22 protein-coding genes are annotated in these 24,914 nt (G+C 32.8%); 13 read left to right on the forward strand and 9 right to left on the reverse strand.

Annotated elements, in window-relative coordinates; all coding sequences use genetic code 11:
- Positions 1–78: 78 nt before the first annotated feature.
- Positions 79–1,635, reverse strand: a complete 1,557-nt coding sequence (locus JC605_RS06995; RefSeq protein ID WP_198855486.1) for a hypothetical protein — start codon at positions 1,633–1,635, stop codon at positions 79–81.
- 109 nt (positions 1,636–1,744) lie between these two features.
- Here JC605_RS06995 and JC605_RS07000 point away from each other — a divergent pair, with 109 nt between their 5' ends.
- Positions 1,745–4,135, forward strand: coding sequence for a penicillin acylase family protein (locus JC605_RS07000; protein WP_198855487.1), 2,391 nt, complete (start codon positions 1,745–1,747; stop codon positions 4,133–4,135).
- A 125-nt stretch (positions 4,136–4,260) separates the two neighbouring features.
- Here the strand turns inward: JC605_RS07000 and JC605_RS07005 are convergent, their stop codons facing one another.
- The 4 genes from JC605_RS07005 to JC605_RS07020 form a co-directional block, all read right to left on the reverse strand.
- The gene (locus tag JC605_RS07005; RefSeq protein WP_198855488.1) at positions 4,261–4,704 is read right to left on the reverse strand and encodes a hypothetical protein; all 444 of its coding nucleotides are present in this window, start codon (positions 4,702–4,704) and stop codon (positions 4,261–4,263) included.
- 162 nt (positions 4,705–4,866) lie between these two features.
- Positions 4,867–6,315, reverse strand: a complete 1,449-nt coding sequence (locus JC605_RS07010) for a serine hydrolase domain-containing protein (RefSeq protein WP_198855489.1) — start codon at positions 6,313–6,315, stop codon at positions 4,867–4,869.
- A gap of 371 nt (positions 6,316–6,686) precedes the next feature.
- A complete protein-coding gene (locus JC605_RS07015) occupies positions 6,687–8,195 on the reverse strand; it encodes a serine hydrolase (protein WP_198855490.1) in 1,509 nt (502 codons plus the stop codon).
- Between the two features lie 76 nt (positions 8,196–8,271).
- Positions 8,272–9,066 carry an AraC family transcriptional regulator gene (locus JC605_RS07020; protein WP_198855491.1) on the reverse strand — a complete coding sequence of 265 codons (795 nt, stop codon included), beginning with the start codon at positions 9,064–9,066 and terminating at the stop codon, positions 8,272–8,274.
- A 197-nt stretch (positions 9,067–9,263) separates the two neighbouring features.
- Here JC605_RS07020 and JC605_RS07025 point away from each other — a divergent pair, with 197 nt between their 5' ends.
- A complete protein-coding gene (locus JC605_RS07025; RefSeq protein ID WP_198855492.1) occupies positions 9,264–10,748 on the forward strand; it encodes a DUF1254 domain-containing protein in 1,485 nt (494 codons plus the stop codon).
- 65 nt (positions 10,749–10,813) lie between these two features.
- Here JC605_RS07025 and JC605_RS07030 read toward each other — a convergent pair whose 3' ends face one another.
- The gene (locus JC605_RS07030) at positions 10,814–11,407 is read right to left on the reverse strand and encodes a GNAT family N-acetyltransferase (protein WP_198855493.1); all 594 of its coding nucleotides are present in this window, start codon (positions 11,405–11,407) and stop codon (positions 10,814–10,816) included.
- Positions 11,408–11,623: 216 nt separating this feature from the next.
- Between JC605_RS07030 and JC605_RS07035 the strand changes: the two genes are divergently transcribed.
- Positions 11,624–12,967: an NAD(P)/FAD-dependent oxidoreductase gene (locus JC605_RS07035; RefSeq protein ID WP_198855494.1), complete on the forward strand. Its 1,344-nt coding sequence runs from the start codon at positions 11,624–11,626 to the stop codon at positions 12,965–12,967.
- A gap of 88 nt (positions 12,968–13,055) precedes the next feature.
- On the opposite strand, the gene JC605_RS07040 is transcribed toward JC605_RS07035, so the two are convergent.
- On the reverse strand, positions 13,056–14,573 hold the full coding sequence (locus JC605_RS07040; protein ID WP_198855495.1) for a helicase HerA-like domain-containing protein: 1,518 nt from the start codon (positions 14,571–14,573) through the stop codon (positions 13,056–13,058).
- A 381-nt stretch (positions 14,574–14,954) separates the two neighbouring features.
- Here JC605_RS07040 and JC605_RS07045 point away from each other — a divergent pair, with 381 nt between their 5' ends.
- The 8 genes from JC605_RS07045 to JC605_RS07080 all read left to right on the forward strand — a co-directional run bounded on the left by JC605_RS07045 (position 14,955) and on the right by JC605_RS07080 (position 21,427).
- Positions 14,955–15,779, forward strand: a complete 825-nt coding sequence (locus JC605_RS07045; RefSeq protein WP_198855496.1) for a MotA/TolQ/ExbB proton channel family protein — start codon at positions 14,955–14,957, stop codon at positions 15,777–15,779.
- A 41-nt stretch (positions 15,780–15,820) separates the two neighbouring features.
- The gene (locus JC605_RS07050; protein ID WP_095928222.1) at positions 15,821–16,432 is read left to right on the forward strand and encodes a biopolymer transporter ExbD; all 612 of its coding nucleotides are present in this window, start codon (positions 15,821–15,823) and stop codon (positions 16,430–16,432) included.
- Positions 16,433–16,451: 19 nt separating this feature from the next.
- Entirely contained in the window at positions 16,452–17,012 is a 561-nt protein-coding gene (locus JC605_RS07055) for a biopolymer transporter ExbD (RefSeq protein ID WP_198855497.1), read from the forward strand.
- 39 nt (positions 17,013–17,051) lie between these two features.
- Positions 17,052–17,852 carry an energy transducer TonB gene (locus JC605_RS07060; RefSeq protein WP_095928220.1) on the forward strand — a complete coding sequence of 267 codons (801 nt, stop codon included), beginning with the start codon at positions 17,052–17,054 and terminating at the stop codon, positions 17,850–17,852.
- The gene (locus JC605_RS07065; protein WP_111286913.1) at positions 17,852–18,082 is read left to right on the forward strand and encodes a hypothetical protein; all 231 of its coding nucleotides are present in this window, start codon (positions 17,852–17,854) and stop codon (positions 18,080–18,082) included. Before JC605_RS07060 ends, JC605_RS07065 begins: the two co-directional genes overlap by 1 nt.
- A gap of 2 nt (positions 18,083–18,084) precedes the next feature.
- Positions 18,085–19,008, forward strand: coding sequence for a PstS family phosphate ABC transporter substrate-binding protein (locus tag JC605_RS07070; RefSeq protein ID WP_198855498.1), 924 nt, complete (start codon positions 18,085–18,087; stop codon positions 19,006–19,008).
- A gap of 16 nt (positions 19,009–19,024) precedes the next feature.
- Positions 19,025–20,692, forward strand: coding sequence for a tetratricopeptide repeat protein (locus JC605_RS07075; protein WP_198855499.1), 1,668 nt, complete (start codon positions 19,025–19,027; stop codon positions 20,690–20,692).
- Between the two features lie 102 nt (positions 20,693–20,794).
- Positions 20,795–21,427: a 7-carboxy-7-deazaguanine synthase QueE gene (locus tag JC605_RS07080; protein WP_198855500.1), complete on the forward strand. Its 633-nt coding sequence runs from the start codon at positions 20,795–20,797 to the stop codon at positions 21,425–21,427.
- Between the two features lie 75 nt (positions 21,428–21,502).
- Here the strand turns inward: JC605_RS07080 and JC605_RS07085 are convergent, their stop codons facing one another.
- Positions 21,503–22,048 carry a YfiT family bacillithiol transferase gene (locus JC605_RS07085; protein WP_198855501.1) on the reverse strand — a complete coding sequence of 182 codons (546 nt, stop codon included), beginning with the start codon at positions 22,046–22,048 and terminating at the stop codon, positions 21,503–21,505.
- A gap of 18 nt (positions 22,049–22,066) precedes the next feature.
- Positions 22,067–22,774, reverse strand: a complete 708-nt coding sequence (locus JC605_RS07090; RefSeq protein WP_198855502.1) for a bifunctional 2-polyprenyl-6-hydroxyphenol methylase/3-demethylubiquinol 3-O-methyltransferase UbiG — start codon at positions 22,772–22,774, stop codon at positions 22,067–22,069.
- Positions 22,775–22,846: 72 nt separating this feature from the next.
- Here JC605_RS07090 and JC605_RS07095 point away from each other — a divergent pair, with 72 nt between their 5' ends.
- Positions 22,847–23,341 carry a YkgJ family cysteine cluster protein gene (locus tag JC605_RS07095; protein ID WP_198855503.1) on the forward strand — a complete coding sequence of 165 codons (495 nt, stop codon included), beginning with the start codon at positions 22,847–22,849 and terminating at the stop codon, positions 23,339–23,341.
- A gap of 99 nt (positions 23,342–23,440) precedes the next feature.
- Entirely contained in the window at positions 23,441–24,676 is a 1,236-nt protein-coding gene (locus tag JC605_RS07100; RefSeq protein ID WP_198855504.1) for an ABC transporter permease, read from the forward strand.
- Positions 24,677–24,914: the final 238 nt, after the last annotated feature.

Consider the following 24,914-nt stretch of genomic DNA (forward strand, 5'->3'; position numbering starts at 1 on the left):
CTCGAATTTTTCTTTTTTTCACAATACGGATAAAAAATTAGTGTCAATTTGTGCAATTCGTGGCTAAAGAATAATATCCTAAATCAAAATCTTTTTCAAAGATTCTGCAATACTTCTCCATAAAAGGTTGTAGAACGATCTGTCTTGAAGTCTTTCTACTTCGATTTCTGCAGTTTTGGCTCCGTCTTTCGAATCGTTTTTTACCAGTAAATTAGCAACAGCCGTTTTAAGTTTTGCCTCTTTTTCAGGATTTTTCTTTTTGTATAATTTGACTTTCAGATCTTCATAATCTAAAGAGGCATTTCCTTTCGATCCGTTGTCGTTTCCATAAAAATTAAAACGGTATTTATTGAAAGTTCCGGTAAAAGTACTGTTGATATAGGGTTTAGTGAATCTTGTCATAGCTCCAACATCAAAATTTGAAATCACACCTTGAATATGAAATCCGTCACTTTTGTCTAAAACATTAAAACTCCAATCGACATCAAGAGGGGAATTTTTCATGAAAATGCATTTGACTTTGATTTTTACATCATCTGTTTTTTTCAAACCAAGACCACTTCTCAAATTAGTTGCTTGCAGATTGAATTTATCGAAAGTTAAAACTCCCGGACCTTTAGCAAAATCGAGTTCTTCTTCGTAAACCAATTTCGATTTCAAAACTTGTAAAGTGTCAACTTGAAGCGGAAATTTTAGATTTCGCAATAAATGATTGTACAGATATTTTTTGCTTGGATCGTCTTTCAACATTTTTCCGCGGTAAATATTAGCATCAAAATGGTGAATGACCAGTGAATTCGCTTTGAAATAAAACTGGTTATTTTTGAAACCCCAGTCCATTTTTGCGACTTGAGCCGAATCGAATTTTAAATTGTAAATATCTTTTTCTTTTTCAAGACGTTTTAGAAATTCTCTACGCTCAAATTGAGGAAGATTAGAGAAATTATTAATCTTTAAGAAATTCTTTTCGGTGCTTATTTTTCCAATATTGATGTAATAAAAACCATTTGGTCTGTAAAACAAACTGTCGCAAACGAGAGCGTATTTTTTATATTGAATCGGAATTTTTTCTTTTAAAGTAGCATCGGTAATTAAAATGCCTTCCAGTTTTAAAAGTATTTTTTTTATACTAAAAATCGGTTTATCTGTATCTAAAGAAACAACATCAACCGATCCTTCGTTGAGGTAAATATTAGAAACTGCAATAATTTTTCGAAACGGATCAATAATTTCTTTTTCAATGCTTTTGCTGTTATTGATTAATTTTTCGCCTTTTTTGTATAAAATGATTCGCGGTTTATTGATAATTATACTTTCTGCCTGAATGATATCGCGAAAAGCCAAATCCCAAATATTGAAATGTTTTATAGTGATAGATTCAATTTTAGAAAAAAGTCCATTTTTGCTGTCTTTCGGTTCATTTTTCGGACTAACCAATAAAGTCTGTGCGTTAATATTTCTAGAAAAAAGAGAGACTTCAATTTTTTCGTAATTGATATTATAAGCCGTTTTGTTTTTTTCGTGAATAATAATCGGAAGTTGTTTTTTGATCCAATAATTCAAGCCAACATTCGCAAGAATTACAATTGCAAACAGAGAAATTACAACAATCGCTATTTTTTTATAGATTGACATTTATAGTATTAATTTTAAATACATAAATTTAGACTTTAAAAGAGCTTTGTTTCTTATAAAATTTTACAGAAAAGTTATATCATTTTGAATTTTTATCCTTTTTTAGAATATGAGAATAATTAAAAAAATCTTGTTAACCGTATTGGTTCTTGTGGTGATTCTTGCGATTGGTTTGTGTGCTTATATTTTTCATTTAAAACCGAAATATGAAGGTTCAGTACAATTAAAAAATCTCGAAAAAGAAACCACGGTCTATTTTGATGATTTTGGAGTGCCTCATATTTATGCAGATTCTGAAAAAGATGCGATGACCGCCTTAGGTTATGTACATGCGCAGGAAAGATTATGGCAAATGGAATTGTTACGCCGAATTGCTCCAGGACGTCTTTCTGAAATTTTTGGAGGTGTCGCGCTTAAAAACGATAAGTTTTTTGCGGGAATCGGAATCGAAGAAGCTTCGGCAAAAGCCATTGCAAAATTGGATAAAAACAGCGAAAGTTATAAATTGACTCAAGCGTATTTAGATGGAATCAATCAATATCTAGAAGAAGGAGTAACGCCAATCGAGTTTACTTTGGTGGGTGTAAAGAAGCAAAAATTTACTATAAAAGATGTTTATAATATTTTTGGATATATGTCTTTCAGTTTTGCCATGGCACAGAAAACAGATCCGTTATTGACCGATATAAAAAATAAATATGGAGCCACTTATTTGAAAGATTTAGGAATTGAAGGAGAATTTAATAATACAAGAATTAAAATCTCAAAAGAGAAAACGGAAGAGTATACTGAGATTTCAAAATCTATAACTGCCATGTTGGATCAATCTCCAATTCCTCCATTTGTTGGAAGTAATAGCTGGGTTGTTGGGCCACATAAATCAAAAACGGGAAAAGTTATTTTTGCTAATGATCCGCATATTGGATTTTCGCAGCCTGCAACTTGGTATGAAGCGCATATTGTAACACCAAAACATGAATTGTACGGCTGTTATTTGGCAGGAACTCCGTTCCCGCTTTTGGCACATAACAGAGATTATGCATATGGTTTGACCATGTTTGAAAATGATGACATCGATTTTTATCAAGAAAAAAATAAAGCAAACGATGTTTCGCAATATCAAACGCCAACTGGTTTCGATAAATATGAAATCAGAAAAAAAACGATAAAAGTAAAAGATTCTTCGGATGTTGTCTTGACGGTTAAAATTACTCGCCACGGACCAATTATGAATGATTTTATAGATCGTTTAGATAAGAAAAATCCAATTGCAATGTCGTGGACTTATACTAGAGAACCAATCTTGATTCTAGACGCTGCTTACGGACTTTCGCATGCCAAAAATACAAACGAATTTAAAAAGGCTGTGTCTTTAATTGCAGCGCCAGGATTAAACGTAATGTATGGTGATGCAAAAGGTAATGTAGCTTGGTGGGCAAGTGGAAAATTATATAGACATAATGAAGGCGTTAATACGCATTTGATTCTAGACGGTTCAAGCGGAAAAGACGATATTACGAAGTTTTTAGATTTCGAAAAAAATCCATCAGCAGAAAATCCAGCATGGGGATATGTTTATTCGGCCAATAATCAGCCAGAAGCTATTGATAATGGTTATTTGTATCCAGGATATTATTTGCCAGAAGATCGCGCTAAAAGAATTTCAGGAATTCTAGATGCAAAATCTGATTGGGATAAAGAAGCCATCAGTAAAATGATTTATGATAATACTTCTGATGTTGCTGTTGAAACGACAAAAAATTTAATTGCAACTTTAGATAATAAACCGCTTTCGAATAACGAAAAAGAAGTCTTGAACGTTTTAAAATCTTGGAAAGGAACAACCAATTTAGAAGATGTTGCGCCAACGATTTACAACAAATGGATTTATCTATACCTAAAAAATACATTTGAAGATGAAATGGGAAAAGATAATTTCAATTTATTCTTGGGAATTTCTCTTGGTAAACAAGTTATTGCCAATCAGATAAAAAATGAAAATTCGGTTTGGTGGGATAATATCAAAACGAAAAATGTAAAAGAAACTAGAACCGAGATTGTTTCGAAATCATTTCATGATGCTGTTATTGCTTTACAAAATCAGTTAGGGCAAAATATTTCAGAATGGAATTGGGGAAAAGTGCATACAGTAGAACATGAACATCCATTAGGAAAAGTCAAAGCACTTCGCGGATTATTTAATGTTGGGCCTTTTAATTCTCCTGGTTCAAATGAAGTGATTAATAATTTATTTTTCGGATTTAATGACGAAGGAAAATATTATACCAAAGGCGGACCTTCAACAAGAAGAATTGTTGATTTTTCCGATGTAGAAAACAGTTGGAGTATTTTGCCGACAGGACAATCTGGAAATCCTTTCAGTAAACATTATAGCGATCAAGCTGAAATGTACAACGAAGGAAAGTTCAGAAAAATGAAATTGAACAAAGAAGAGATTATAAAAACTTCTACTAAATTGGTTTTAAAACCGAAGAATTAAATTTTATTTCAGGTTTCAGATTTCAAATCATAGGTTCGATAATCTTTGTCAAAGTTTCAAACTTTGACAAAGATCTGTTTGCAAATAAAAAACTTTGAACCTTTGTCTCTTTGTCTCTCTAAACCTTACTTCAAAAGATATTTTCCCTTAACAATATCATTAGCAAAAATGTTCAGATTATTAGAAAGAACTTTACTTGTCGTCATGAAATTTTGAGATTGATAAGCCGTGTCTTTTTCGTAAGCTTTTAAAATAGTTTCCAATTCGACTTCATTGTGTCTAGCAAAAATATTATAAATCGCATCTCTGAAATTTTTATAATTTATGCTTTCAGTAATTTCCATTGCTTTTTGATCGTTCCAGCCTTCTTTTGCAGAAGCTTCATTTATTTTCACTAAGCAAAAATCAATTACATAATTTTTATAATGAGCAGCTTCGATAATTTTATCAATTATAATTTTATTTTGCTGGGTTGGCATCAATGGCTGATTGTTTTGCGAGAAAGATTTAGAAGAAATAAAAAGGCATAGCAATACAGAAAGAAAACTGTAGTTTTTTAGATTTTTCATAGGTTATTCAGTTGTTTTGGGTAGGGCTAAAATAGTATTTTAAAAAATAAATTGCCAAATTTGAGTGTTCCAAGTTGTAACAAAAAACTCCGATAAAATAGATTTTGATTCTACTTTATCGGAGTCGTTTGAGAATTTTTTTTAGATAAAAGTATTCTCAGTTTATTTTTTAGAAAGTTCTTCTAAAACTTTTTTACCGCTTTCGTTGGTTGGGTCCAATTCAACAGATTTCTTATAATTAGCAATTGCCATTTTTTTGTCTCCGTCTGCTAAATAAGCTTCGCCTAAACTATCGTAAACATTTCCAGATTTAGGAAAAGCTTCTACGTTGATTTTGAAAACCTCAATAGCTTCTTTCTTTTTTCCAGTTTGCAATAATTGATATCCAACTCGGTTCATATCACCTTCTTTAATTGCATAAGTAGGATCATTTTTTAGCTTTTTAAAAGCATCAGTTCCTGCAACGGCACCTTTTTCTGTGTAAACATCTAATAAATCAAGAGCCAATGATTTTTTCGGCTGATTAAAAGGCTGATTGTACAAAATAGAACGAATTGCCGTATTCATTTCGCCTAAAAGAGTTCCACCAGTATTATTCAATAAAACAATAAGAATTTTATTTGCCGGAATGCGCGAGATGATTGTGTTAAATCCGTTGATGCCACCTCCGTGTTCAATAACGGTTAATTTATCATTTCCGTTCAGAATTTCATAAGTTGACCATCCGTATCCGTAAAAACCATTCCAAGCTTTTATGTATGGTTTGTATAACAATTCCATACTTTTTGCAGAAAGCAATTTATTGGTATAAAGTGCTTGATCCCACAAATACAAATCTTCTACAGTAGAATACAAAGATCCAGCAGCGTACGGAATACTCATGTCGATATAAGCAGCATTCACAATTTTATTTCCTTCCTTCTCATATCCAGCAGCTCTGTTTTTTATAATTAAATCGCTGTGATCGTAACCAGAATTAACCATTTTTAAAGGTGTGAAAATAGTTTCCTGTAAGTTCTGCTCATATGTCTTACCTGTGATTTTTTCGATAATATAACCTAACAAGAAATAACCCGAATTGCTGTAATTGAATTTTTCGCCAGGAGTAAACTCAAGTGGCAAATCCCAAAATGTCTTTACGAAAGCTTCTGGAGTATAAGGATTTTTTGCTTTGTCTTTAAAAAAGTTTGGTGCATTAGTATAATTTGGAATTCCAGAAGTATGAGTCAGCAAATTATGGATTGTGATTTTACTGCCATTTTCTTTTGGATAATCTGGAAGATAAGTTGTAATAGGAACATCCAATTTTATTTTTCCTTCTTCGGCCAATTTTACAACTAAAAGTGCCGTAAATTGTTTGCTGATAGAACCTAATCTGAATTTGGTGTCTGGCTGATTCGGAATATTCCATTCCATATTTGCAGAACCAAAACCTTTTTTGAAAATTACTTTTCCGTTTTCAGCTACCAAAGCCGAACCGTTAAATTGTCCGTATTCGTTGTATTTGTTTAAAAGCTGTTCAATTTGCTGTGCTTTATCTTGAGCAAAGGTGCTAAAGGATGAAAACTGAAAAGCGACAAAAAGTGCAACAAGTTTGATTGATTTTTTCATAATGGATTGATTATGGTTTAAGATTAATGAATGATTCGTTTTTTGATTGATGATTGAAGCTTATCAACTAAAAGATATTCAGAAAGTTATCTCGAAATTACGATTTTTTTCATGAAATAAATTTAGGCTCTAAAATGTTAGACGAATGATTTGCGATTTGGTTTCAGGATTTAGCTAAATTTTTTATTTTTTTTCAGAATAAAAAAAGTAGAGCACAGACCAAGTACTATAAAAGTAGGCCTATGCTCATAACTAACAAATATTTTCAAGCAATATTAAGATGTCAAAACTTTACTTATAAACATTAGCAGAAGGATAAATAAATTTAGCATGTTTTCAGATTAAAGTTAATATCTGATTGAAGTGGAAAATTATTTTGTTTCGATATCGACTATTTTTCTGCCATTTTCTCCAAGATAATGAACAACAATATTTTCGTAAACTTTGTAACCATCATCAACATTGGTAAAAATGATTAAACCTTGTTTCGTCTTTGGCAGTAAAATAACAATAGTCTGAACACCTTGATCTGCGCCACCATGCGAAAGAGCGTAGTTTTCATTTCCTAAATCATAAATTTCAAAGCCTAAACCAAAGTATTTGTTTTTTTTGGTCTGAACTTGATGCGAAATCATGTCCTTAAAAACTTTTTCACTTAACCCTTCACCGTTCATTACGCTCGATAAAAATCTACCATAATCTTCAATCGTGGTCAATAAATCGTCTGCTGCGTTTGCAGATTTATTTTTTGTCGGTTCATAAGCATTGCCGTTTTTGTCAAAATTGACTGCATATCTCGAAAGATCTATTTTATCATTCCAAATTAATTGAGAATCGGTCATCTTCAAAGGTTCAAAGACTAACTCTGAAGCCAATTGATCTAATGTTTTGTGGAATTTTTTCTCTACCGCTTTTCGCAGATATTCAAATCCTTCTCCAGAATACTGGTATTGAGTTCCGGGTTTAAATTTGAAATCTAATTTTTTAGACTCATTAAAAGACCTCCAGTTAGGAAAACCCGTTTGATGGCTCAAAACAATTCTCGTGGTTAGTAATTTTAAATTAGGATCTTTCGCAATATCAGGATCGATCCAATATTTATAAAGCGGTTCATCCAAATCCCATTTACCGGCGCTTACTAATTTTAAAACAGTTATGGCAGTTACAGGTTTGGTTAACGAAGCTACATTCCAAATTGTATTATATGGTGCTGAAACGCCTTTTTTGAGTTCGCCAAAAACTTTTACCTGTTTTAGTTTTCCGTCTGCAATAATTCCAATTCCCAAAGCTGGAATATTATTTTCTTTCAGCCATTTTTCGGTTTCCAGATCATTGTCAAAAAGATTTGATATGCCAGCGGTAGAACTTGTTATTTGATGATTGTAACTAAGCGATCTTGCTAATTTCCATTCTTTATTTTTTAAAAGCCATAAATGGGTAAATTTGGCAAAACTTCCTGCTTGTTCTGGATTTCCAGCAGAGCTTTCATAAAAACGATGCGTTCCCATTTGAATCGCACCGTATAAAATGCCGTTTTTGTATAAAGGATAAATCTCAGTACTTCCGTCTATTAATTCTCTTCGATAATTATATTTTCTTGTTGGAGAACAGATTCCGCTTTGAAATGTTTTTAAAAATCGTGCTTTGTCGGAAATGCTGTCTTTGTCGTGATAAAATTCAAAATCTTCTGTGTAAAGATTTTCAAATTGTTTTATATCGCAGGTATTAAAGCCAATATTGAAAAGAAGACTGTCTTTTGACATAATGGTTTTGTATAAAGCAGAATTTTTAGCTTCTTGAGAAAATCCAAATTGAATTTGGATAAATAAAATTCCAACTAAGAGATATTTTAACTGAAAAAAAGATTGATTGATTTTCATTTGTAATTGATATTGATTGATGATACAGCAAAAGTAAAGCAATCAAAACTCGTAAAATTGTACAAATGCGAAAAACTTATCTTTTATGAGAAAGAAAATAAGAATCGGGATCGAAAGTTTTTGGAGTAGTTTTAGTTACGTCTTTAAACTTTTTGATAAAATGCGACTGATCAAAATATTTATTGTAAAGCGCAATATCAGTCAGTTTTAGTTTTTCTAAATCCGAATTTACCATTTGATCTACCGATTTTCTAAATTTCAAAATCTGAATATATTTTTTAATCGTTAATCCAGTTGCAGTTTTAAACTTAATCTGAAGCAATCGTTGTGAAGATTTTAATGCTGTACTGATTTCAGAAACTGAAATTTCATCTTCACGAAGTCGTATTATCTCGCAAATTTTTTCAATGGTATTTTTTTCCGAATTTAAATCAGACAAAGTTTCAAAGTAGGTATTTATTGTATTTAATACAATTTCGATGTTAGAATTGGTCTGAATTTTAAAAGGAAGTTCTGTAGCATCAATTTTAATAATTGAGTCTGTAAAATTGCTTAAATCGTATTTTGGAAACATTGAAAGCGCCCAAGTGTGAAGCTGAATAATGGTAACTTTAGTTTTAGGATGTATATTGACCAAAACTTTATTAGTCATTTGCGAACAAAAGTAAACACCTTCGTTCATTTGATATTTGGCTTTACTGGTATGAACTTCAATAGAATTTCCGGTTATAAGAGCTAGATTAAAACAGCCATTTGGCAGAACAAGTTTGTTTTCGATTAGGCTTTCGCCGACGCTATTATCGAGACACCAAACTTTATTGACAAACCGTTCCGCTTTTACGGTTACATAATGTTCTGAATATAGCTGCATTTTTTTTAGATTGATTTGTCAATTTGATTTCAAATTTAGGTTAAAAAGAGAATGATGCAAAAATGAATACCCATAAAAAACAGGTTTCATTTTATAACTTGAAACCTATTTGAAGATGGCAAGTGGCTAATTTTGTATGAACTAGATTTAAATTTGATTGGTATTTTACCCCTAATTCAAGTTTAAATCTAATTATTATGAAAAAAATCATTCCTTGTTTGTTTTCATTATTTCTTCTCGCAACGGCCTGCAAGAAAGAAATCAAAGTAAATAATGAAAGCGTTTCTGCAGATTCTTCAAGTGTAGTCGGCTATGAGTTTGTTGGTGGATATCCAACAGAGGCAACTATACAAAAAGCATACGATGATGCCGATCTTAATCGTGCGATTCAAACCTATAAATTTTTCTACCCAACCGTTTCTGGCGCAGCAATTGGTCTAGGAAATCTTGAAATAGGAGTAAAGGCTAATTCCGTTTTTGGAACATTAGATACAAAACCAGGTCAAATAGGGTATACATTAAATTCAGATACACCTTATGCACCAGTAGTTTTAGATTTATCCAAAGGTCCTATGGTTGTCGATATTCCTACAGGTCCGCTTATTGTTGTTGCCATGGATGTTAATCAGCGTTGGGTTGCCGATATGGGAATTCCTGGGCCAGATGCAGGAAAAGGAGGCAAGCATTTAATTCTTCCATTTGGTTATAAAGGGCCAATTCCATCATCTGGATATTATATTTGGCATGCTTCATCTGATAATCTAACTGTTGGCGTGCGTTCGCTTCCTGTTGGTGGAGATGTAAAAGGAGCTTTAGAACGCTTAACAACAGTAAAAGTTTATCCGTTCAATAAAACTTCTGATTGGAAAGAACCAACATGGCTTCAATTGACTGACAAACCGCAAAATAGTACACCGTTAAAATATGAGACCACTTTTAAGTATTGGGAAGTTTTAAAAGAAATTATCGATCGTGAACCATCTTATGATGGATATCGCAATTATTATGGAGAATTGGCAGTGCTTGGAATTGCAAAAAGAAAGCCTTTTACGCCAGATGAGCGTATGAAAAGTATACTTTCAAAAGCAGCAAAAATTGCTAATGCTCAAATGCGTGTGCAATCGTTTGCCGATCGCCGTCCAGATCGTATAGTTTGGAAAGATCGCCAATGGGAATGGGTTGGGCTTCGCCCTGAAAATGGAGATTTTAATACCGAGAATTATGTTGATATAGATGCGAGAGAAACTTGGTTCTACCAGGCAATTGGTGCTTCTCCAGCTATGTTTAGACGTCAGGAAGGTTCAGGATCTTTATATTGGTTAGGATTGAAAGACAATACAGGAAAATATGTTGATGGAAGTAAGACCTATAAACTTACACTTCCTACACCTGTACCAGCAAAACTTTTCTGGTCTGCTACAGTTTATGATGCCGAAACGAGAAGCCAGATTGCTACAAACCAAAATAAAGCAGCACTTCGTTCTATGTTTGAGCTTAAAGATAAAATAGGAGGCAAAACAGTTGATTTGTATTTTGGACCAAAAGCACCTGCAGGCAAAGAAGGACAATGGATAAAAACAATTCCAAATAAAGGTTGGTTTGTTTACATACGTATTTATGGACCAGAAAAAGCTGCTTTTGATGGAAGTTGGAAACCAGGAGATTTTGAAGAAATAAAGTAATCTATTTTTAAAAGATAAATTAACTCAAAAACAGGAGCCGACTTTAAAAGTCGGCTCCTGTTTTTTTAGATAAGGTGTGAGAAATTGTCTTCTTTAGTTTTCGCCCACTCCTCCAATATAATACTAAAATAAACGTCATCTTTACTTTTTCCTTCAGAGTCAACATAATTATTTCTGAAAATTCCTTCTTTAACAGCTCCCAATTTTTCAATAGCTTTCTGTGATCTTTTATTCTCTAGATCTGCGCTAAATTGTATTCTTCTAAATTGAATTTGTTCGAAACCAAAATTAAGCAGTTCAAATTTACACGCTTGATTTAAGCCCGTTCCTTGAAACTCTTTTCCGTACCAAGTCCAACCAATTTCGCATTTTTGGCTCGCGTGATTTAAGTAACCGTATCGTGTGCTTCCTGCAACTTTGCCTGTAGCTTTATCAATAATTAAAAAAGGATAACAAATTCCGTCCGCTTTTTGTTTTAATGTACTTGAAATATAGTTTTCAAAATCTTGATCGTTTCGAACATACATTCCCATATATTTCCAGATAGCATCATCAAAAATAATTTTTTTGAGTTCGATATTTCTTTCACTTTCAAAAGGAATTAAAAGAGCTTTTTCATTTTCTAAAATAATCTCCGATTGTAAAATTTCGCTGTTCATGAATTTTGTTTTTATTGAATGAATTAGATAGAAAACGAAATTAGTTGTTTAATTTTTTCAAATAAACTAAATAAAATAACAATTTGTTATATTTTTAAAATCAAGAAAACTGAAATAGCCTTTTCAAATTACTATTTGCGAACAATTTGTTCATTTATTTTACGGCTCATGTATTATTATTAGTTATTTTTACGACCCAATATTAGATTTTCCTCGATGCAAACTTCATTAAAAATTGCTGTTGTTGGTTCTGGACTTGTAGGGTCGCTTCTGGCAATTTATCTTAAAAAAGCGGGTCACTCTGTTCATGTTTATGATCGTAGTCCCGATATTCGAAAAATAAATTTTTCTGGACGTTCTATTAATTTAGCAATGTCTAACCGTGGCTGGAAAGCTTTAGATGCAGTAGGTGTTGGCGATGCGGTTCGAGAAATCGCGATTCCGATGGATAAACGTGCCATACATTTGGTAGATAAACTGAACTTTCAGAATTACGGTCAGGAAGGCGAATCTATTTATTCTATTTCAAGAGGAAAATTAAACAGAAAAATGATCGATCTTGCTGAAGAAGCCGGAGCTGAATTCCATTTTGAACAAAAAGTTTGGGACGTTACTTTGAACGATGCCACACTTCATATTGGAGAAAGCGAAAGAGGAGAGTGGGAAGAAAGAAAGTTTGATATGGTTTTTGGTGCCGATGGAGCTTTCTCTAGAATTCGCCACAGAATGCAGCGCCAGAGCATGTTCAATTATTCTCAAGAATTTTTGAATATGGGATATAAAGAATTGAATATTCCAGCAAATCCAGACGGAACACATAAATTAGATAAAAATTCATTTCATATTTGGCCCAGAGGCGAGTACATGTTAATTGCGCTTCCTAATCTTGACGGAAGTTTTACCTGTACTTTATTTATGCCTTTTGAAGGAGAAAACTCTTTTGAATCGTTAACAGACCGCAAGATGGTCGAAGATTTCTTCGAGAAAAATTTTCCAGATTCTATTGAAGTTATTCCAGAATTGGCAAATGATTTCTTTAAAAACCCAACAAGTACTCTAGTTACGATGAAGTGCTTTCCATGGACTTACGAAAACAAAGTTGCTTTGATTGGAGACGCTTGCCATGCGATAGTTCCATTTTACGGACAAGGAATGAATGCAGGTTTTGAAGATATTACCGTTTTAAACGAAATGATTGAAAAGTACCAAGACGATTGGAAGAAAATATTTGCTGAATATCAGATCTCAAGAAAACCAAACGCAGATGCAATTGCAGAGCTTTCGTATCGAAATTTCTTAGAAATGAGTACCAAAACAGCAGATGAAAAATTCTTGTTGCAAAAGAAAATTGAGAAAATCTTTTCAGACAAGCATCCAGACAAATGGATTCCGCTTTACAGTCGAGTTACTTTCAGCGATCGTCCGTATGCCGAAGCTTTAGCAATTGGAGATTATCAAAACGGAATTATGGAAGAAGTGCTTCGAATGGAAAATATCGAAAATATTTGGAACGGTCCAGAAGTAGAAAATAAAATTCTCGCTTTATTAGAACAGGCTTAAGTTTTTTCTAGACCGTATTTGAATAAGTAAAATTAACCTTTGTCATAAAGAAAACCCGACAGATTTTAAAACCTGTCGGGTTTATTTTTTACTTTTTTAAGAATTTTGATAAAACTCCAAAAACACCTCTTATAAAAGTAGCGCTTGTTACCACTTTCAAAACAGATTTGGTAACGACCTCTGTAGTGCTCGGTTCTGCTTTTGATGATTTCGCAGGAGCTTGCTCTTCTTGTTTTGCTGCGGCTTCAGAAGCTTGTGCCAGCTTCTTGTTTAAAATTTCAAAAGCACTTTCACGGTCAATTTCTTCAGCGTATTTCTTTACTAATTTCGATTTACCGTTTATCTCGTCAATTTCTTCAGCAGACAAAACATCCATTCGGCTCATTGGCGCACGCATCATTGTGGCCACAAGAGGAGTTGGTATACCTTTTTCATTAAGAGCAGTTACCAAAGCTTCTCCAATTCCTAAACTCGTTAATAATTCATCAGTCTTATAATAAGGAGAAGTAGGATAGTTATCCGCTGTTTTTTTAATTGCCTGACGATCGTTTGCTGTAAAGGCTCTCAACGCGTGCTGAATTTTTAATCCTAATTGAGCCAAGACTCCACTAGGTACATCCATAGGGTTTTGAGTAACAAAATAAAGTCCGACACCTTTAGAACGAATTAATTTTACTATTGTTTCTATTTGCTCCAAAAGCGCTTTACTAGCTTCATTAAAAATTAAATGCGCTTCGTCAATAAAGATAACCAATTCGGGTTGGCCAGCATCTCCTTTTTCAGGCATTTTCTGGTAAATTTCAGCCAAAAGACTTAACATAAAAGTCGAGAACAATTTTGGTTTATCTTGAATATCTGTCAGACGTATGATATTAACATAACCTTTGCCATTTTCATCAATTCGCATTAAATCGTCGGTTTCAAAAGACAATTCGCCAAAAAACAAATCTCCGCCTTGTTGTTCCAATTCTATAATTTTTCTAAGAATTGTGCCTGTTGTAGCAGTTGAAATTTTTCCATAACTAGCAGCAATTTCATCTTTACCTTCCTCAGTAATATAATTAATTACTTTTTTAATGTCTTTTAAGTCTAATAAAGGCATTTGATTATCGTCACAATATTTGAAAATAACTGCAACAACTCCAGCCTGTGTATCGTTTAAATCTAGAATTCGCGAAAAAAGAACTGGTCCAAACTCAGAAACCGTTGCACGCAGACGAACTCCATTCTGTTTAGATAAAGACATTAGTTCAACAGGAAATGCGGCTACATTATAAGGTATATTTATTTTAGCATGACGTTCTGTAATAAAACCTTCTTCTTTACCTTCTTTGGCTATACCACTAAAATCGCCCTTAATATCCATCATTAAAACAGGAATTCCAGCATTAGAAAGCTGCTCCGAAAAAACCTGAATTGTTTTGGTTTTTCCTGTTCCGGTTGCACCGGCAATTAATCCATGACGATTTAAAGTTTTCAGCGGAATTTTGACATGTGCCTCTGCAATTGGCTCACCATCAAGCATTGCGCCTCCAAGTATAATGCTGTCTCCCTTCGAGGAATACCCCGTATTTATATCAGCAATAAAATTCTCTTTTTTATTCATGTTTTTATTTGTAATTTAGATTGTTATATGAGTATTGCTTTGTTTTTGGGCACTTTTTATGTGGTTTTTTTTAGTAAGAAAAAGCTTTTTTTGATTGAAAATTTAATAAAAAAAAAATTCGCAGCTTTTTAAGAAGATATCAAAGGAATCTTTGAATATTTACTAAAACGTTGTAATTTTTCTAATTATCGTCCTTTTTTTTGTTTTATCTAAAAAATGATGATGGCAATTTAATGAGATATTTTTTAATTTGAAGTTAAATTTCGGTCAATTAAATTAAAAAAAGTTTTTTTATTTAAACTAAACGTATAAATTTGCTCCTCTACAAGTTAAATATAACTAAAAAATAAAAATTATTTAAAACTATTAAAATTAAAAAAAATGGCAAACGTTAAAGTTAAAAAAGAAAGCACTTCAAATGGCGGAGGAATGATCACTGGAATCATTATTGTAGCGTGTATCTTAGTAGGGGTGTTTATTTGGAAAGTAATCATGGGGGATTCTGCGAACTTCGAAGGAGGTAATCCAGAAACAGGACATCCAATCAATACATTAGGACAAGTATATAAAGGAGGTTTCATCGTACCAGTATTATTAGGTATGTTTTTAATGGTTGTTGTTTTTTCTATTGAAAGATTTATTGTTATCGGTAAAGCTGCAGGAAAAACTAACCTTGACAAATTCATGAAAAGCGTTCAAGGTAGTATTAAAGAAGGAAACATCGAAGCTGCTATTGCTTCTTGCGACAAACAACAAGGTTCAGTTGCAAACGCAATTAAATCAGCTTTAGTAAAATACCAAGATGTTAAAAAAGAAGGATTCAACAGCGAAGAAGCTTCAGAAGTAATCCACAAAGAAATTGAAGAGGCAACTTCATTAGAAATGCCAATGTTAGAGAAAAACATGACTATTATCTCTACTTTAGTATCTTTAGGTACATTAGGAGGATTATTAGGAACTGTATCTGGTATGATTAAAGCGTTTGGTGCGTTAGCTTCTGCTGGTACTCCTGACCAAGCTGCTCTTGCAACAGGTATTTCTGAGGCACTTATCAACACTGCAACAGGTATCTCTACTTCTATCTTAGCAATTATCTCTTACAACTTCTTTACTGCTAAAATTGACGATTTAACTTACTCTATCGATGAGGCTGGTACTACAATCGTGAATACTTACAGAAAATTCAGAGGAAGTTTAAGACAATAATTAATTTTTGATTTTTTATCAAAAAAATAAAATAAAAGATAATGGCTAAAATTAAAATGAAAAAGAAGTCTACATCGACAGATATGACTGCGATGTGTGACGTAGCGTTCCTTTTGCTTACGTTCTTTATCTTAACCGCTACTGCTAAAGTGCCAGAGGCATTACCTGTAGATATGCCTGCTTCCGTTGCAATAAGTAAACTGCCAGATACCGATTTGGCTATTATTACAATAGGAAAAGGGAAAGTATTTTTTGACATCAAAGGAAGAGAAGTTCGTAAAAGAACTCTTGAAGGAATGGGTGCAAAATATGGTATTGAATTTTCAGAAGAAGATAAAACCAAATTTGCTCTTATGGACGATTTTGGTGTGCCAATTACAGGTTTAAAGCAAATCATTGATATGAAAGCGGCGGATAGAACCAAAGCAAACCAGCCTGGAATTCCTTTGGATTCATTAGATAATCAATTAAAAGAATGGCTTCTAATCTCTAGAAGAGCTACAATTGATTTGGATGACAAAGAATTGCAGATTGCGATTAAAGGAGATGCTAAAGAAGAATATCCAAGAATTAGAAAAATTATGGATATTTTGCAAGATCAGAAAATCAATTCCTTTAACTTAGTTACAGGTAAAAGAGGAAGAGACTTTTAATTAAAAAATATACACTAAGATGGCTGAATTAAATACCGGCGACGGCGGTGGTGGTAAAGGTGGTAAAGTAAGAAGTAAAAAGCAGAATTCGAAAGTCGATTTAACAGCGATGGTGGATTTGGCATTCTTATTGATTACATTCTTTATGTTAACTACTTCGTTGTCAAAACCTCAATCGATGGATTTGTCATTGCCAAATAAAGATGATGATCCAAATAAGAAAACTGAGGATACCAAAGTAGACGAGAATCGTACTATGACAGTAATGTTAGGTGGCGATAACAAAATGGTTTACTATATGGGGTTATTGGCAACACCAAAAGTGGGGCCAAAAGATATTGCATATGGTAAAGATGGAATCCGTAGAGAATTGTTAAAACAAAAGAAAAATGTTTTAGCTTATTCTGCTGCTTTAGGGAAACCTAAAAACGGAATCATTGTGATCATTAAACCAACGAAAAAATCAAATTACCGTAATTTGGTTGATATCTTGGACGAAATGGCTATCACTGGAGTTGAGACGTATGCAATTGTTCCTGAGTTTACACCAGAAGAAGCAAAAGTGATAGATAAAAAATAAGAGCAATCTTAAGTTTTGTCGACTTAAAAATCAAGAAGTATGAAATTAGATATTATAAAAAATCAGTGGCTTGATATCGTATTCGAAGGACGTAATAAGATATATGGAGCATACGAGCTGAGAAAATCAAACGGAAAAACAACTGTGAAAGCACTTGTTATTGGTTCTCTTATCTTTAGTGCTGCTGTTGCTGCTCCTCTTATCGCGAGTTTGTTACCAGACTCAACAGAAGAAGAAGAGGTTAAAGAGGTTAAGATGGCTGCGGTAAAATTGCCTCCTAAAAAAGAGGAAATTAAGCCTAACATGCCACCACCACCGCCACCACCACCAAAAGTGGATCAGGTTAAATTCGTTAAACCTGTGGTTGCAAAAGCGGAAGAAGTAACTGAAGACCCACCAAAAATTGTTGAATTAAAAGACAAAAAAGTTGGTGCTGAGACTATCAAAGGAGATCCAGATGCAGTTTTAACTGTTGATGAACCAGTTGGAAAAGGACCAGTAGCAGAGGTGGTACAAGAAGATAACACTGTATATAATACAGCCGGTATCGAAGTAAAACCAGACTTCCCAGGAGGTATTGAGAAATTCTACAAATTCGTAGGAAACAACTACAAAACTCCAGAAGAAGAAGGTTTAAAAGGTAAAGTTTACGTTACGTTTGTAGTTGAAAAAGACGGGTCATTAACAGATATTAAAGTTTTAAGAGATATCGGTTATGGTACAGGAGCAGAAGCAATTCGTGTTCTTAAAAAATGTCCAAAATGGACTCCCGGCGAGCAAAATGGTAAAAAAGTTAGGGTATTATACTCTCTTCCTATTACTATTCAATCTGCAGAATAATGTTAAAAGATATGCTTAATAATATTCAGAAGAAATCGCTCAAAGAGCGATTTCTTCTTGTTTTAGGAATACTGTTTTTTTTAATATATCTTGTACTCGGTTTAATGATTATGTTTTGGGAAAAACTTCCACTTAACATGGAACCGAAATATAGATATGCCTTTGGTGGATTACTGATTGTATATTCTGGAATAAGATTTTTAAGATTAATTAATTCAAAAGAAGAATAATTATGTTGAAATATAGTAAGGCTTTAGGTTTGGTTGTTTTTGTCTTTTTGTTTGCCATGTGCAACCAAAAAAGCAAAAGTGAAACTGAAAAAGAAACCATTTTAAAAGGATCACTTGATATTGCGGTTGATGAGACGGTAGAGCAAATTGTAGACGATCAGGTTGCTGTTTTTGAAGGTACTTACTATGATGCAAAAATTACAGTAAAACCAAAATCTGAAGCTGAAGTAATTAATGATTTATTAAATCAAAAAGCTAAAGTTGCAATTACAACGCGAGATTTGACTCCTGAAGAAATTGCTCGCTTTGACAAAAGCAAAATTAAACCAAGAGTAACTCCTTTTGCTCATGATGCTATTGCTTTTATTTCTAATAAAAACAATAATGATACATTAATTGCGTTGAAAAGTGTGATTGATTTCATGCAGGGTAAAACGGATGGCAAAATTAAAGGCCTTGTTTTCGATAATCCTAATTCAAGCACGGTTCGTTACATGAAAGAATTAGCGAAAGTGAATGAAATACCTAAATCTGGTGTTTTCTCATTTAAAACAAATAATGAAGTGATCAAATTTGTTTCTGAAAACGACGGTATGATTGGTGTTATTGGCGTTAATTGGTTTTATCAGCCAACACCTGATATGAAAGAGACAATTAATAAAATAAATGTCCTTTATGTTAAAGGTTTGGATAGTAATGAATATTATAGTCCTACCCAAAACGACTTAGAAATAGGGAAATATCCTTTGGCACGTGATTTGTTTATTGTCAATTGTCAAGGTTATTCTGGACTAGGAATGGGCTTTGCTTCATTCATTGCTGGAGATATTGGACAACGCATAGTTTTGAAATCAGGATTGTTGCCATACAAAACTCCAGGACGAAAACTGAAAATTAGAAGTGAAATTATAAAAGATAAAGAATAAATTAATTACAATAAAGATGAATAAATTTAAAATTTTTAGTCTTGCATTAGTTGTGTCGGCTACGGCAACTAAAGCGCAGGATATCAACCAAGCAAAGAAGGCAATCGATGCTGAACAATTTGACAAGGCAAAAACTATCCTTAAATCAATCATCAAAGCTAAACCTTCAGACGGTGAAGCAAATTTTGTTTTAGGAAATGTTTATTTGAATCAATCTGTTATCGATTCTGCAAAAATCTATTACAATAATGGATTACAAGCTTCAGACAAGAAAAACTTAAGCTATATTGGTTTGGGTCAATTAGATCTTGATGCTAAAAACACAGCTGCAGCTCAAGCTAATTTTACTTTAGCGACTAAAGACATGAAGAAAAAGGATGTAAATGAATTTATTTACATTGCTAGAGCTTACATGAATTCTGATAATCCAGACTATAAAAGTGCAACTGATATTTTAAAAAGAGCTTTATTAGTTGATCCTCAAAATGCACAAGCATTATTGGCTATTGGAGATGCGTACTATGGAGCAAACAATCAAAATGATGCTTACAAAGCTTATCGTGATGCTTTTACAGCTGATAATACTTTATTGAGAGCAAAAATGCAATTAGGAGTTTTATTAAAAGGTGCTAAATCTTATGATGAAGCAATTAAATCTTTTAATGAGGTTATCGCTTTAGATGCAAACTACGGACCAGTTTACAGAGAGCTTGCTGAAACATATTACAAATGGGCAAGAAACAAACCTTCTACAGCTAAAGTTAACTTGCAAAATGCAATTACAAACTATGAGAAGTATTTAAGTTTGACAGATTACTCTCTTGATTCTAAAATGCGTCATGCAGATTTCTTGATCTTGGTTAAAGATTACAAACAATTAGAAACTGTTGCAAACAAAATGATTGCTCAGGATAAAGTAAATCCTAGAATTTACAGATATTTAGGATATGCTGCTTACGAAAACGGAAATGTTGATGTTGCTATTAAATCTATCGAAGATTTTATTAAAGCTCCAGGAAACAAAGTTATCGGAAGAGACTACTACTACCTAGGTTTGGCTAAAATTAAAAAAGGAACTGCTGCTGATGGTACAGTAGATCAAGCTGCTTTTGATTCAGGTTTGGCTGATATTAAAAAAGCGGTTGAATTAGAGCCTTTAGTAGTAGAAGAATTTGCAGATTTTGGAAAAGAATTATTCAGTAAAAAACAGTATGCGCAAGCTGCAGCTATTTTTGAACTTGGAGCAAGTAATCCAGAATCTAAAAATTATTTAGATGACAGTGTTTATTATGGAATTTCTTTATACTATGGTAATGCTAGTAAACCAAAAGAAAGCCGTGATGCTGTTGCTTTAGGAAAAGCAGATGCAGTTTTTGATAAAATTTTAACTACTGCTCCTAGTTATGATGAAGCATACTTGTACAAAGCTAGAATCAACTCTTTATTAGACAAAGATGATTTGATCATTAAAAACTACGAAGAGTATGTTGCTAAAATTTCTGCAAAAGGCGCTGAAGAAGTAGCTAAGCCAGCTGTAGCTAAGAAATTTGTTGAAGCTTACAATGGTATTGCTGCTGCTTATGCTAACACAGATAAAGCTAAAGCTATTGAGTATTTCAATAAAACTTTAGTATTAGATCCAGCAAACTCATATGCGACACAATCTATAAAAGCTTTAAAATAATTAGAGGATTTTAAGGAATATATAAAAACCGATAGTTCAAAAAACTATCGGTTTTTTTGTTCCGTATATTATTGACTATCTTTGCACTCTTAAAATATTAAAATGTTACCAAAAGAAATACAATTAGAAGTAAATAAAGGAGCAATGCTTCCTTTGATGGAAGAGTTTTATACCATTCAAGGAGAAGGTTCTCATACGGGACGAGCTGCTTATTTTATTAGAATTGGAGGATGTGATGTGGGATGCCATTGGTGCGATGTAAAAGAAAGCTGGAATGCTGAGCTTCATCCGCCAACAAGTGTAGATTTAATTGTAGAGAATGCTGCGAAGTATGCTGATACAGTTGTTGTAACTGGTGGAGAGCCTTTATCTTGGGATATGACGCTTTTGACAAAACGTTTAAAAGAAAAAAATCTAAAGGTACATATTGAAACTTCTGGAGCTTTTCCATTGTCGGGAACTTGGGACTGGATTTGTCTTTCGCCAAAAAAGAATAAGTTGCCTACTCAAACAGTATATGATAATGCGCACGAATTAAAAGTGATTATCTATAACAAACACGATTTTATTTTTGCAGAAGAACAAGCAGAATTAGTAAATGATAATGCGATTTTATTCTTGCAACCAGAATGGAGTAAAAAAGAAGAAATGACTCCGCTGATTGTTGATTATGTTATGAATAATCCAAAATGGAGAGTTTCATTACAAACGCATAAATATCTTAATATTCCATAAAACAAAAAATCTCTTCACGCGAAGAGATTTTTTTGTTTTTATAAGTATACAACTGTGTAAAAAGTAAACATTCGATTACTTCCAGTTTTTGTATTTTTTTAAAGCTATAATATGTGCTAAGTGATGATTTCCATGCCAAGCATACATTCCAATAATTTTTTTGAGTTTGTTTTCTGAATTATCTGCAGGATGTATAAAAGTTTTTTCTAAATCAGATTCAGATAAATTTCTCATAATATAGCCCAATCGAAAGTGAAGTCCCTTTAATAAATCTAGTGTTGGTTGAATAGGCATTGTCAAATTGTCGTTTAATTCAGACCAAAGAACTTCATCATAAGCTTTAATAACGGGATTGTTTTCGGTTAATGTCCATTTAATTCTGACGTAAAAGTTCATGTGGCTTTCGGCACAATGATGAATGACTTGCCTTACGGTCCAACCGCCAGGACGATATGGGGTGTCTAATTGTTCGTCGGTTAAGTGAATAGTTTCTTTTGCTAATCTTTCTGGAAGAGTTTCAATTTCTTTAATTTTTTCAGATAGATATTCTTTTGTGTAATCTTGAGGGATAATAAATTTTCCAATAGGATATTTTAACTTCTCTAAATCTAATTCTTTCATGGTTTTTTATGGTTTGTTTTAAATTGAAAGCTTAGCTAAATAATCATAATGTTCACCTTCAAGGACTAGTTCACAATTTAAACCATTAGCAATTGCTGCATTTTGAAGCGTATTATAATCCAAATACAACCAGTCAAAAGATTCTTCCTTCTCTCCTTTGTAACTAATATTAAAAACTAATTCACCGTAATAATCGTTCTCAGACGGAATCCATTTGCCGCCGTCTTCATCTTCATCAAACATATAAATGATGTCGGAGCTGTCAATTAAAATTTGTCCGCCAGGATTTAAAAGAGATTTTAATTTAGATAAGTATTTGTTGCAGTTTTTTAACTGGCCAAAAATACCTGTGCCATTCATTAAGAGCAGGATCGTGTCAAATTTTTCTCCTTCAAAATCTAAAACATTTTCAACTTTAGCATTTTTTATTCCTCTAAGGCGACAGGTTTCAATTGCTTTTTTTGAAATATCAATAGCGGTTACTTCTAAATTGCGTTCATTTTGTAGCGATAAAGTATGGCTTCCCGCGCCACATCCTACATCTAATATTTTTCCTTTAGCCAATTGTAAAGCTTTTTGCTCAATTTTAGGCATTTCGTTATAAGTGCGGAAAAGATATTCAACACTCATTTCGTCTTCTTCAGAGATTGAAGTTTCGGTGATAATGTCTTCAGGTGAGTTTTTGGTGTAAAAATCAAATATCGCCTTCCCAAAAAGATCTTTCATTGTTTTAGTTCAAAGTTTAAGGTTTCAAGTTCAAAGTTGTTTAATTTTGCAAATCAACTTTAAACAGTAAACTTGAAACAGATTTTAAATAACTTAAGTAAGTTAGCCAAAGATAAGCATAACGAGAATAAAAAGTATTTCGATAAGCTTAAAAAGAAACCGCCTAAAAATTTAGATTACATTATGCAAGATTTGCACGATGCTGAATTTAAAAGAACGGATTGCTTAAAGTGCGCTAATTGCTGTAAAACAACAGGACCATTATTTACTTTGGCAGATATTGAGCGAATTTCAAAACATTTTAGACAAAAGCCGCAACAGTTTATCGATCAGTATTTACGAATTGATGAGGATAAAGATTATGTTTTGCAAAGCGTTCCATGTACATTTTTGGATAACGAAAACTATTGTATGATTTATGATGTTCGCCCAAAAGCTTGTAGAGAGTTTCCTCATACAGATCGAAACAAATTTTACCAGATTTCAAACTTAACTTTGAAAAATGTCGAAATATGTCCAGCGGCATTTAATATTGTAGAAGAAATGAAAAAGAAATTGCCATTATAGATAAAAACAAGTAATTGTTTCTGAGAATATATTGATTTCCTTTTTTAAGGTGTATTTTTGGGAAAGGAATAATTAAACAACATAAAGAAAACTCGTAATTTGAATTTAGAATATTTCATAGCCAAAAGACTTATTACTGCAAAAGATTATAAAAGCAGTATATCGGCACCCATTATAAAAATTGCTATTTCGGCAATCGCAATCGGAATTATCATGATGATGGTTTCTGTAGCGACTGGAATTGGTTTGCAGAAAAAAATTCGCGAAAAAGTTTCTGCTTTTAATGGCCAGATTATAATTTCTAATTACGATAATAACAATTCAGAAGTTACAACAGTTCCAATTTCGAAGAAGCAAGATTTCTATCCTAATTTTAAATCAGTTCCAGAAGTAAGTCATATTCAAGCTGTAGCTAGCAAAGCGGGAATAATTAGAACCGAAAATGCTTTTGAAGGAATAATATTCAAAGGAGTTGGTGCAGATTACGATTGGAATAATATTAAAGAATATATCGTAGATGGTAAAGTGCCAGATTTTACAAAAGCATTGAATGAAGATGTTATCATCTCGAGATTTCTTGCTGATCGCTTAAATTTGAAAATCGGAGATCAATTCAATACTTTTTTTATTAAAGAGGAGCAAGGTAAGCTTCCAAACAGTCGTCGGTTTAAAATCGCAGCCATATTTAATTCAGGATTTCAAGATTTTGATGCAACATATATTATTGGCGACATCCGACATATTCAGAGAATTAATAAATGGAACGAAAACGAAGTTGGAGCGTTTGAGGTTTTTGTCAAAGATTTTAATGAAATTAAATCAATAGGAAATAAAATCTACGAAGAAACATCATCTAATCTGGATACGAAAACCATTGTAGAAAAATACAGTTATATTTTCGATTGGCTTCAGTTGTTCGATTTTAATATTGTAATCATCCTAGGAGTCATGATTCTAGTTGCTACCATTAATATGGTGGTAGCATTGCTAGTTCTTATTTTAGAAAGAACTCAAATGATTGGAATTCTAAAATCGATGGGAGCAAATAACTGGTCAGTTCGTAAAATCTTTTTATATAATGCTTTTTATTTAATTTTAAGAGGACTATTTTGGGGAAATTTAATAGGGATTTCAATTCTGTTGATTCAGCAACAATTCGGAGTAATTCAGTTAAACCCTGAAAACTATTATGTAAATCAAGCTCCTGTTTATCTAAATTGGCTTTATATACTCTTATTAAATCTGCTTACTGTTGGTGTTTGTTTTTTGGTGCTATTAATTCCCTCTTATATAATAACCAAAATATCCCCAGTAAAAGCAATTCGCTTCGATTAAGTAAAAAGTAAAATCGTAATATCAAACCCGACAGTTTTTGAAAAGCCGTCGGGTTTGCTTTTGTACATATAATATAAGTATGGAATATGATCATGGGCAGATGCGAAACCTTAAGTTTTAATAATAAACAAGGGCCGTTTCCCTCTATCGGCTCCAACTTTTGCGGCCGAATGCCTTCCCAAAAAGGATTTCCGTTTCCATCGGGGCTAAATGGGCTGTTTTTGATAAGGGGTTTTCT

The sequence above is a fragment of the Flavobacterium sp. IB48 genome (assembly GCF_016405855.1).
In the GTDB taxonomy this organism is placed as follows: domain Bacteria; phylum Bacteroidota; class Bacteroidia; order Flavobacteriales; family Flavobacteriaceae; genus Flavobacterium; species Flavobacterium ginsengisoli.

Excerpts from the sequence above, each read along its gene's own strand:
- JC605_RS06995 (WP_198855486.1), bottom strand. The coding sequence starts at position 1,635 with ATGTCAATCTATAAAAAAATAGCGATTGTTGTAATTTCTCTGTTTGCA.
- JC605_RS07000 (WP_198855487.1), top strand. The coding sequence starts at position 1,745 with ATGAGAATAATTAAAAAAATCTTGTTAACCGTATTGGTTCTTGTGGTG.
- JC605_RS07005 (WP_198855488.1), bottom strand. The coding sequence starts at position 4,704 with ATGAAAAATCTAAAAAACTACAGTTTTCTTTCTGTATTGCTATGCCTT.
- JC605_RS07010 (WP_198855489.1), bottom strand. The coding sequence starts at position 6,315 with ATGAAAAAATCAATCAAACTTGTTGCACTTTTTGTCGCTTTTCAGTTT.
- JC605_RS07015 (WP_198855490.1), bottom strand. The coding sequence starts at position 8,195 with ATGAAAATCAATCAATCTTTTTTTCAGTTAAAATATCTCTTAGTTGGA.
- JC605_RS07020 (WP_198855491.1), bottom strand. The coding sequence starts at position 9,066 with ATGCAGCTATATTCAGAACATTATGTAACCGTAAAAGCGGAACGGTTT.
- JC605_RS07025 (WP_198855492.1), top strand. The coding sequence starts at position 9,264 with ATGAAAAAAATCATTCCTTGTTTGTTTTCATTATTTCTTCTCGCAACG.
- JC605_RS07030 (WP_198855493.1), bottom strand. The coding sequence starts at position 11,407 with ATGAACAGCGAAATTTTACAATCGGAGATTATTTTAGAAAATGAAAAA.
- JC605_RS07035 (WP_198855494.1), top strand. The coding sequence starts at position 11,624 with ATGCAAACTTCATTAAAAATTGCTGTTGTTGGTTCTGGACTTGTAGGG.
- JC605_RS07040 (WP_198855495.1), bottom strand. The coding sequence starts at position 14,573 with ATGAATAAAAAAGAGAATTTTATTGCTGATATAAATACGGGGTATTCC.
- JC605_RS07045 (WP_198855496.1), top strand. The coding sequence starts at position 14,955 with ATGGCAAACGTTAAAGTTAAAAAAGAAAGCACTTCAAATGGCGGAGGA.
- JC605_RS07050 (WP_095928222.1), top strand. The coding sequence starts at position 15,821 with ATGGCTAAAATTAAAATGAAAAAGAAGTCTACATCGACAGATATGACT.
- JC605_RS07055 (WP_198855497.1), top strand. The coding sequence starts at position 16,452 with ATGGCTGAATTAAATACCGGCGACGGCGGTGGTGGTAAAGGTGGTAAA.
- JC605_RS07060 (WP_095928220.1), top strand. The coding sequence starts at position 17,052 with ATGAAATTAGATATTATAAAAAATCAGTGGCTTGATATCGTATTCGAA.
- JC605_RS07065 (WP_111286913.1), top strand. The coding sequence starts at position 17,852 with ATGTTAAAAGATATGCTTAATAATATTCAGAAGAAATCGCTCAAAGAG.
- JC605_RS07070 (WP_198855498.1), top strand. The coding sequence starts at position 18,085 with ATGTTGAAATATAGTAAGGCTTTAGGTTTGGTTGTTTTTGTCTTTTTG.
- JC605_RS07075 (WP_198855499.1), top strand. The coding sequence starts at position 19,025 with ATGAATAAATTTAAAATTTTTAGTCTTGCATTAGTTGTGTCGGCTACG.
- JC605_RS07080 (WP_198855500.1), top strand. The coding sequence starts at position 20,795 with ATGTTACCAAAAGAAATACAATTAGAAGTAAATAAAGGAGCAATGCTT.
- JC605_RS07085 (WP_198855501.1), bottom strand. The coding sequence starts at position 22,048 with ATGAAAGAATTAGATTTAGAGAAGTTAAAATATCCTATTGGAAAATTT.
- JC605_RS07090 (WP_198855502.1), bottom strand. The coding sequence starts at position 22,774 with ATGAAAGATCTTTTTGGGAAGGCGATATTTGATTTTTACACCAAAAAC.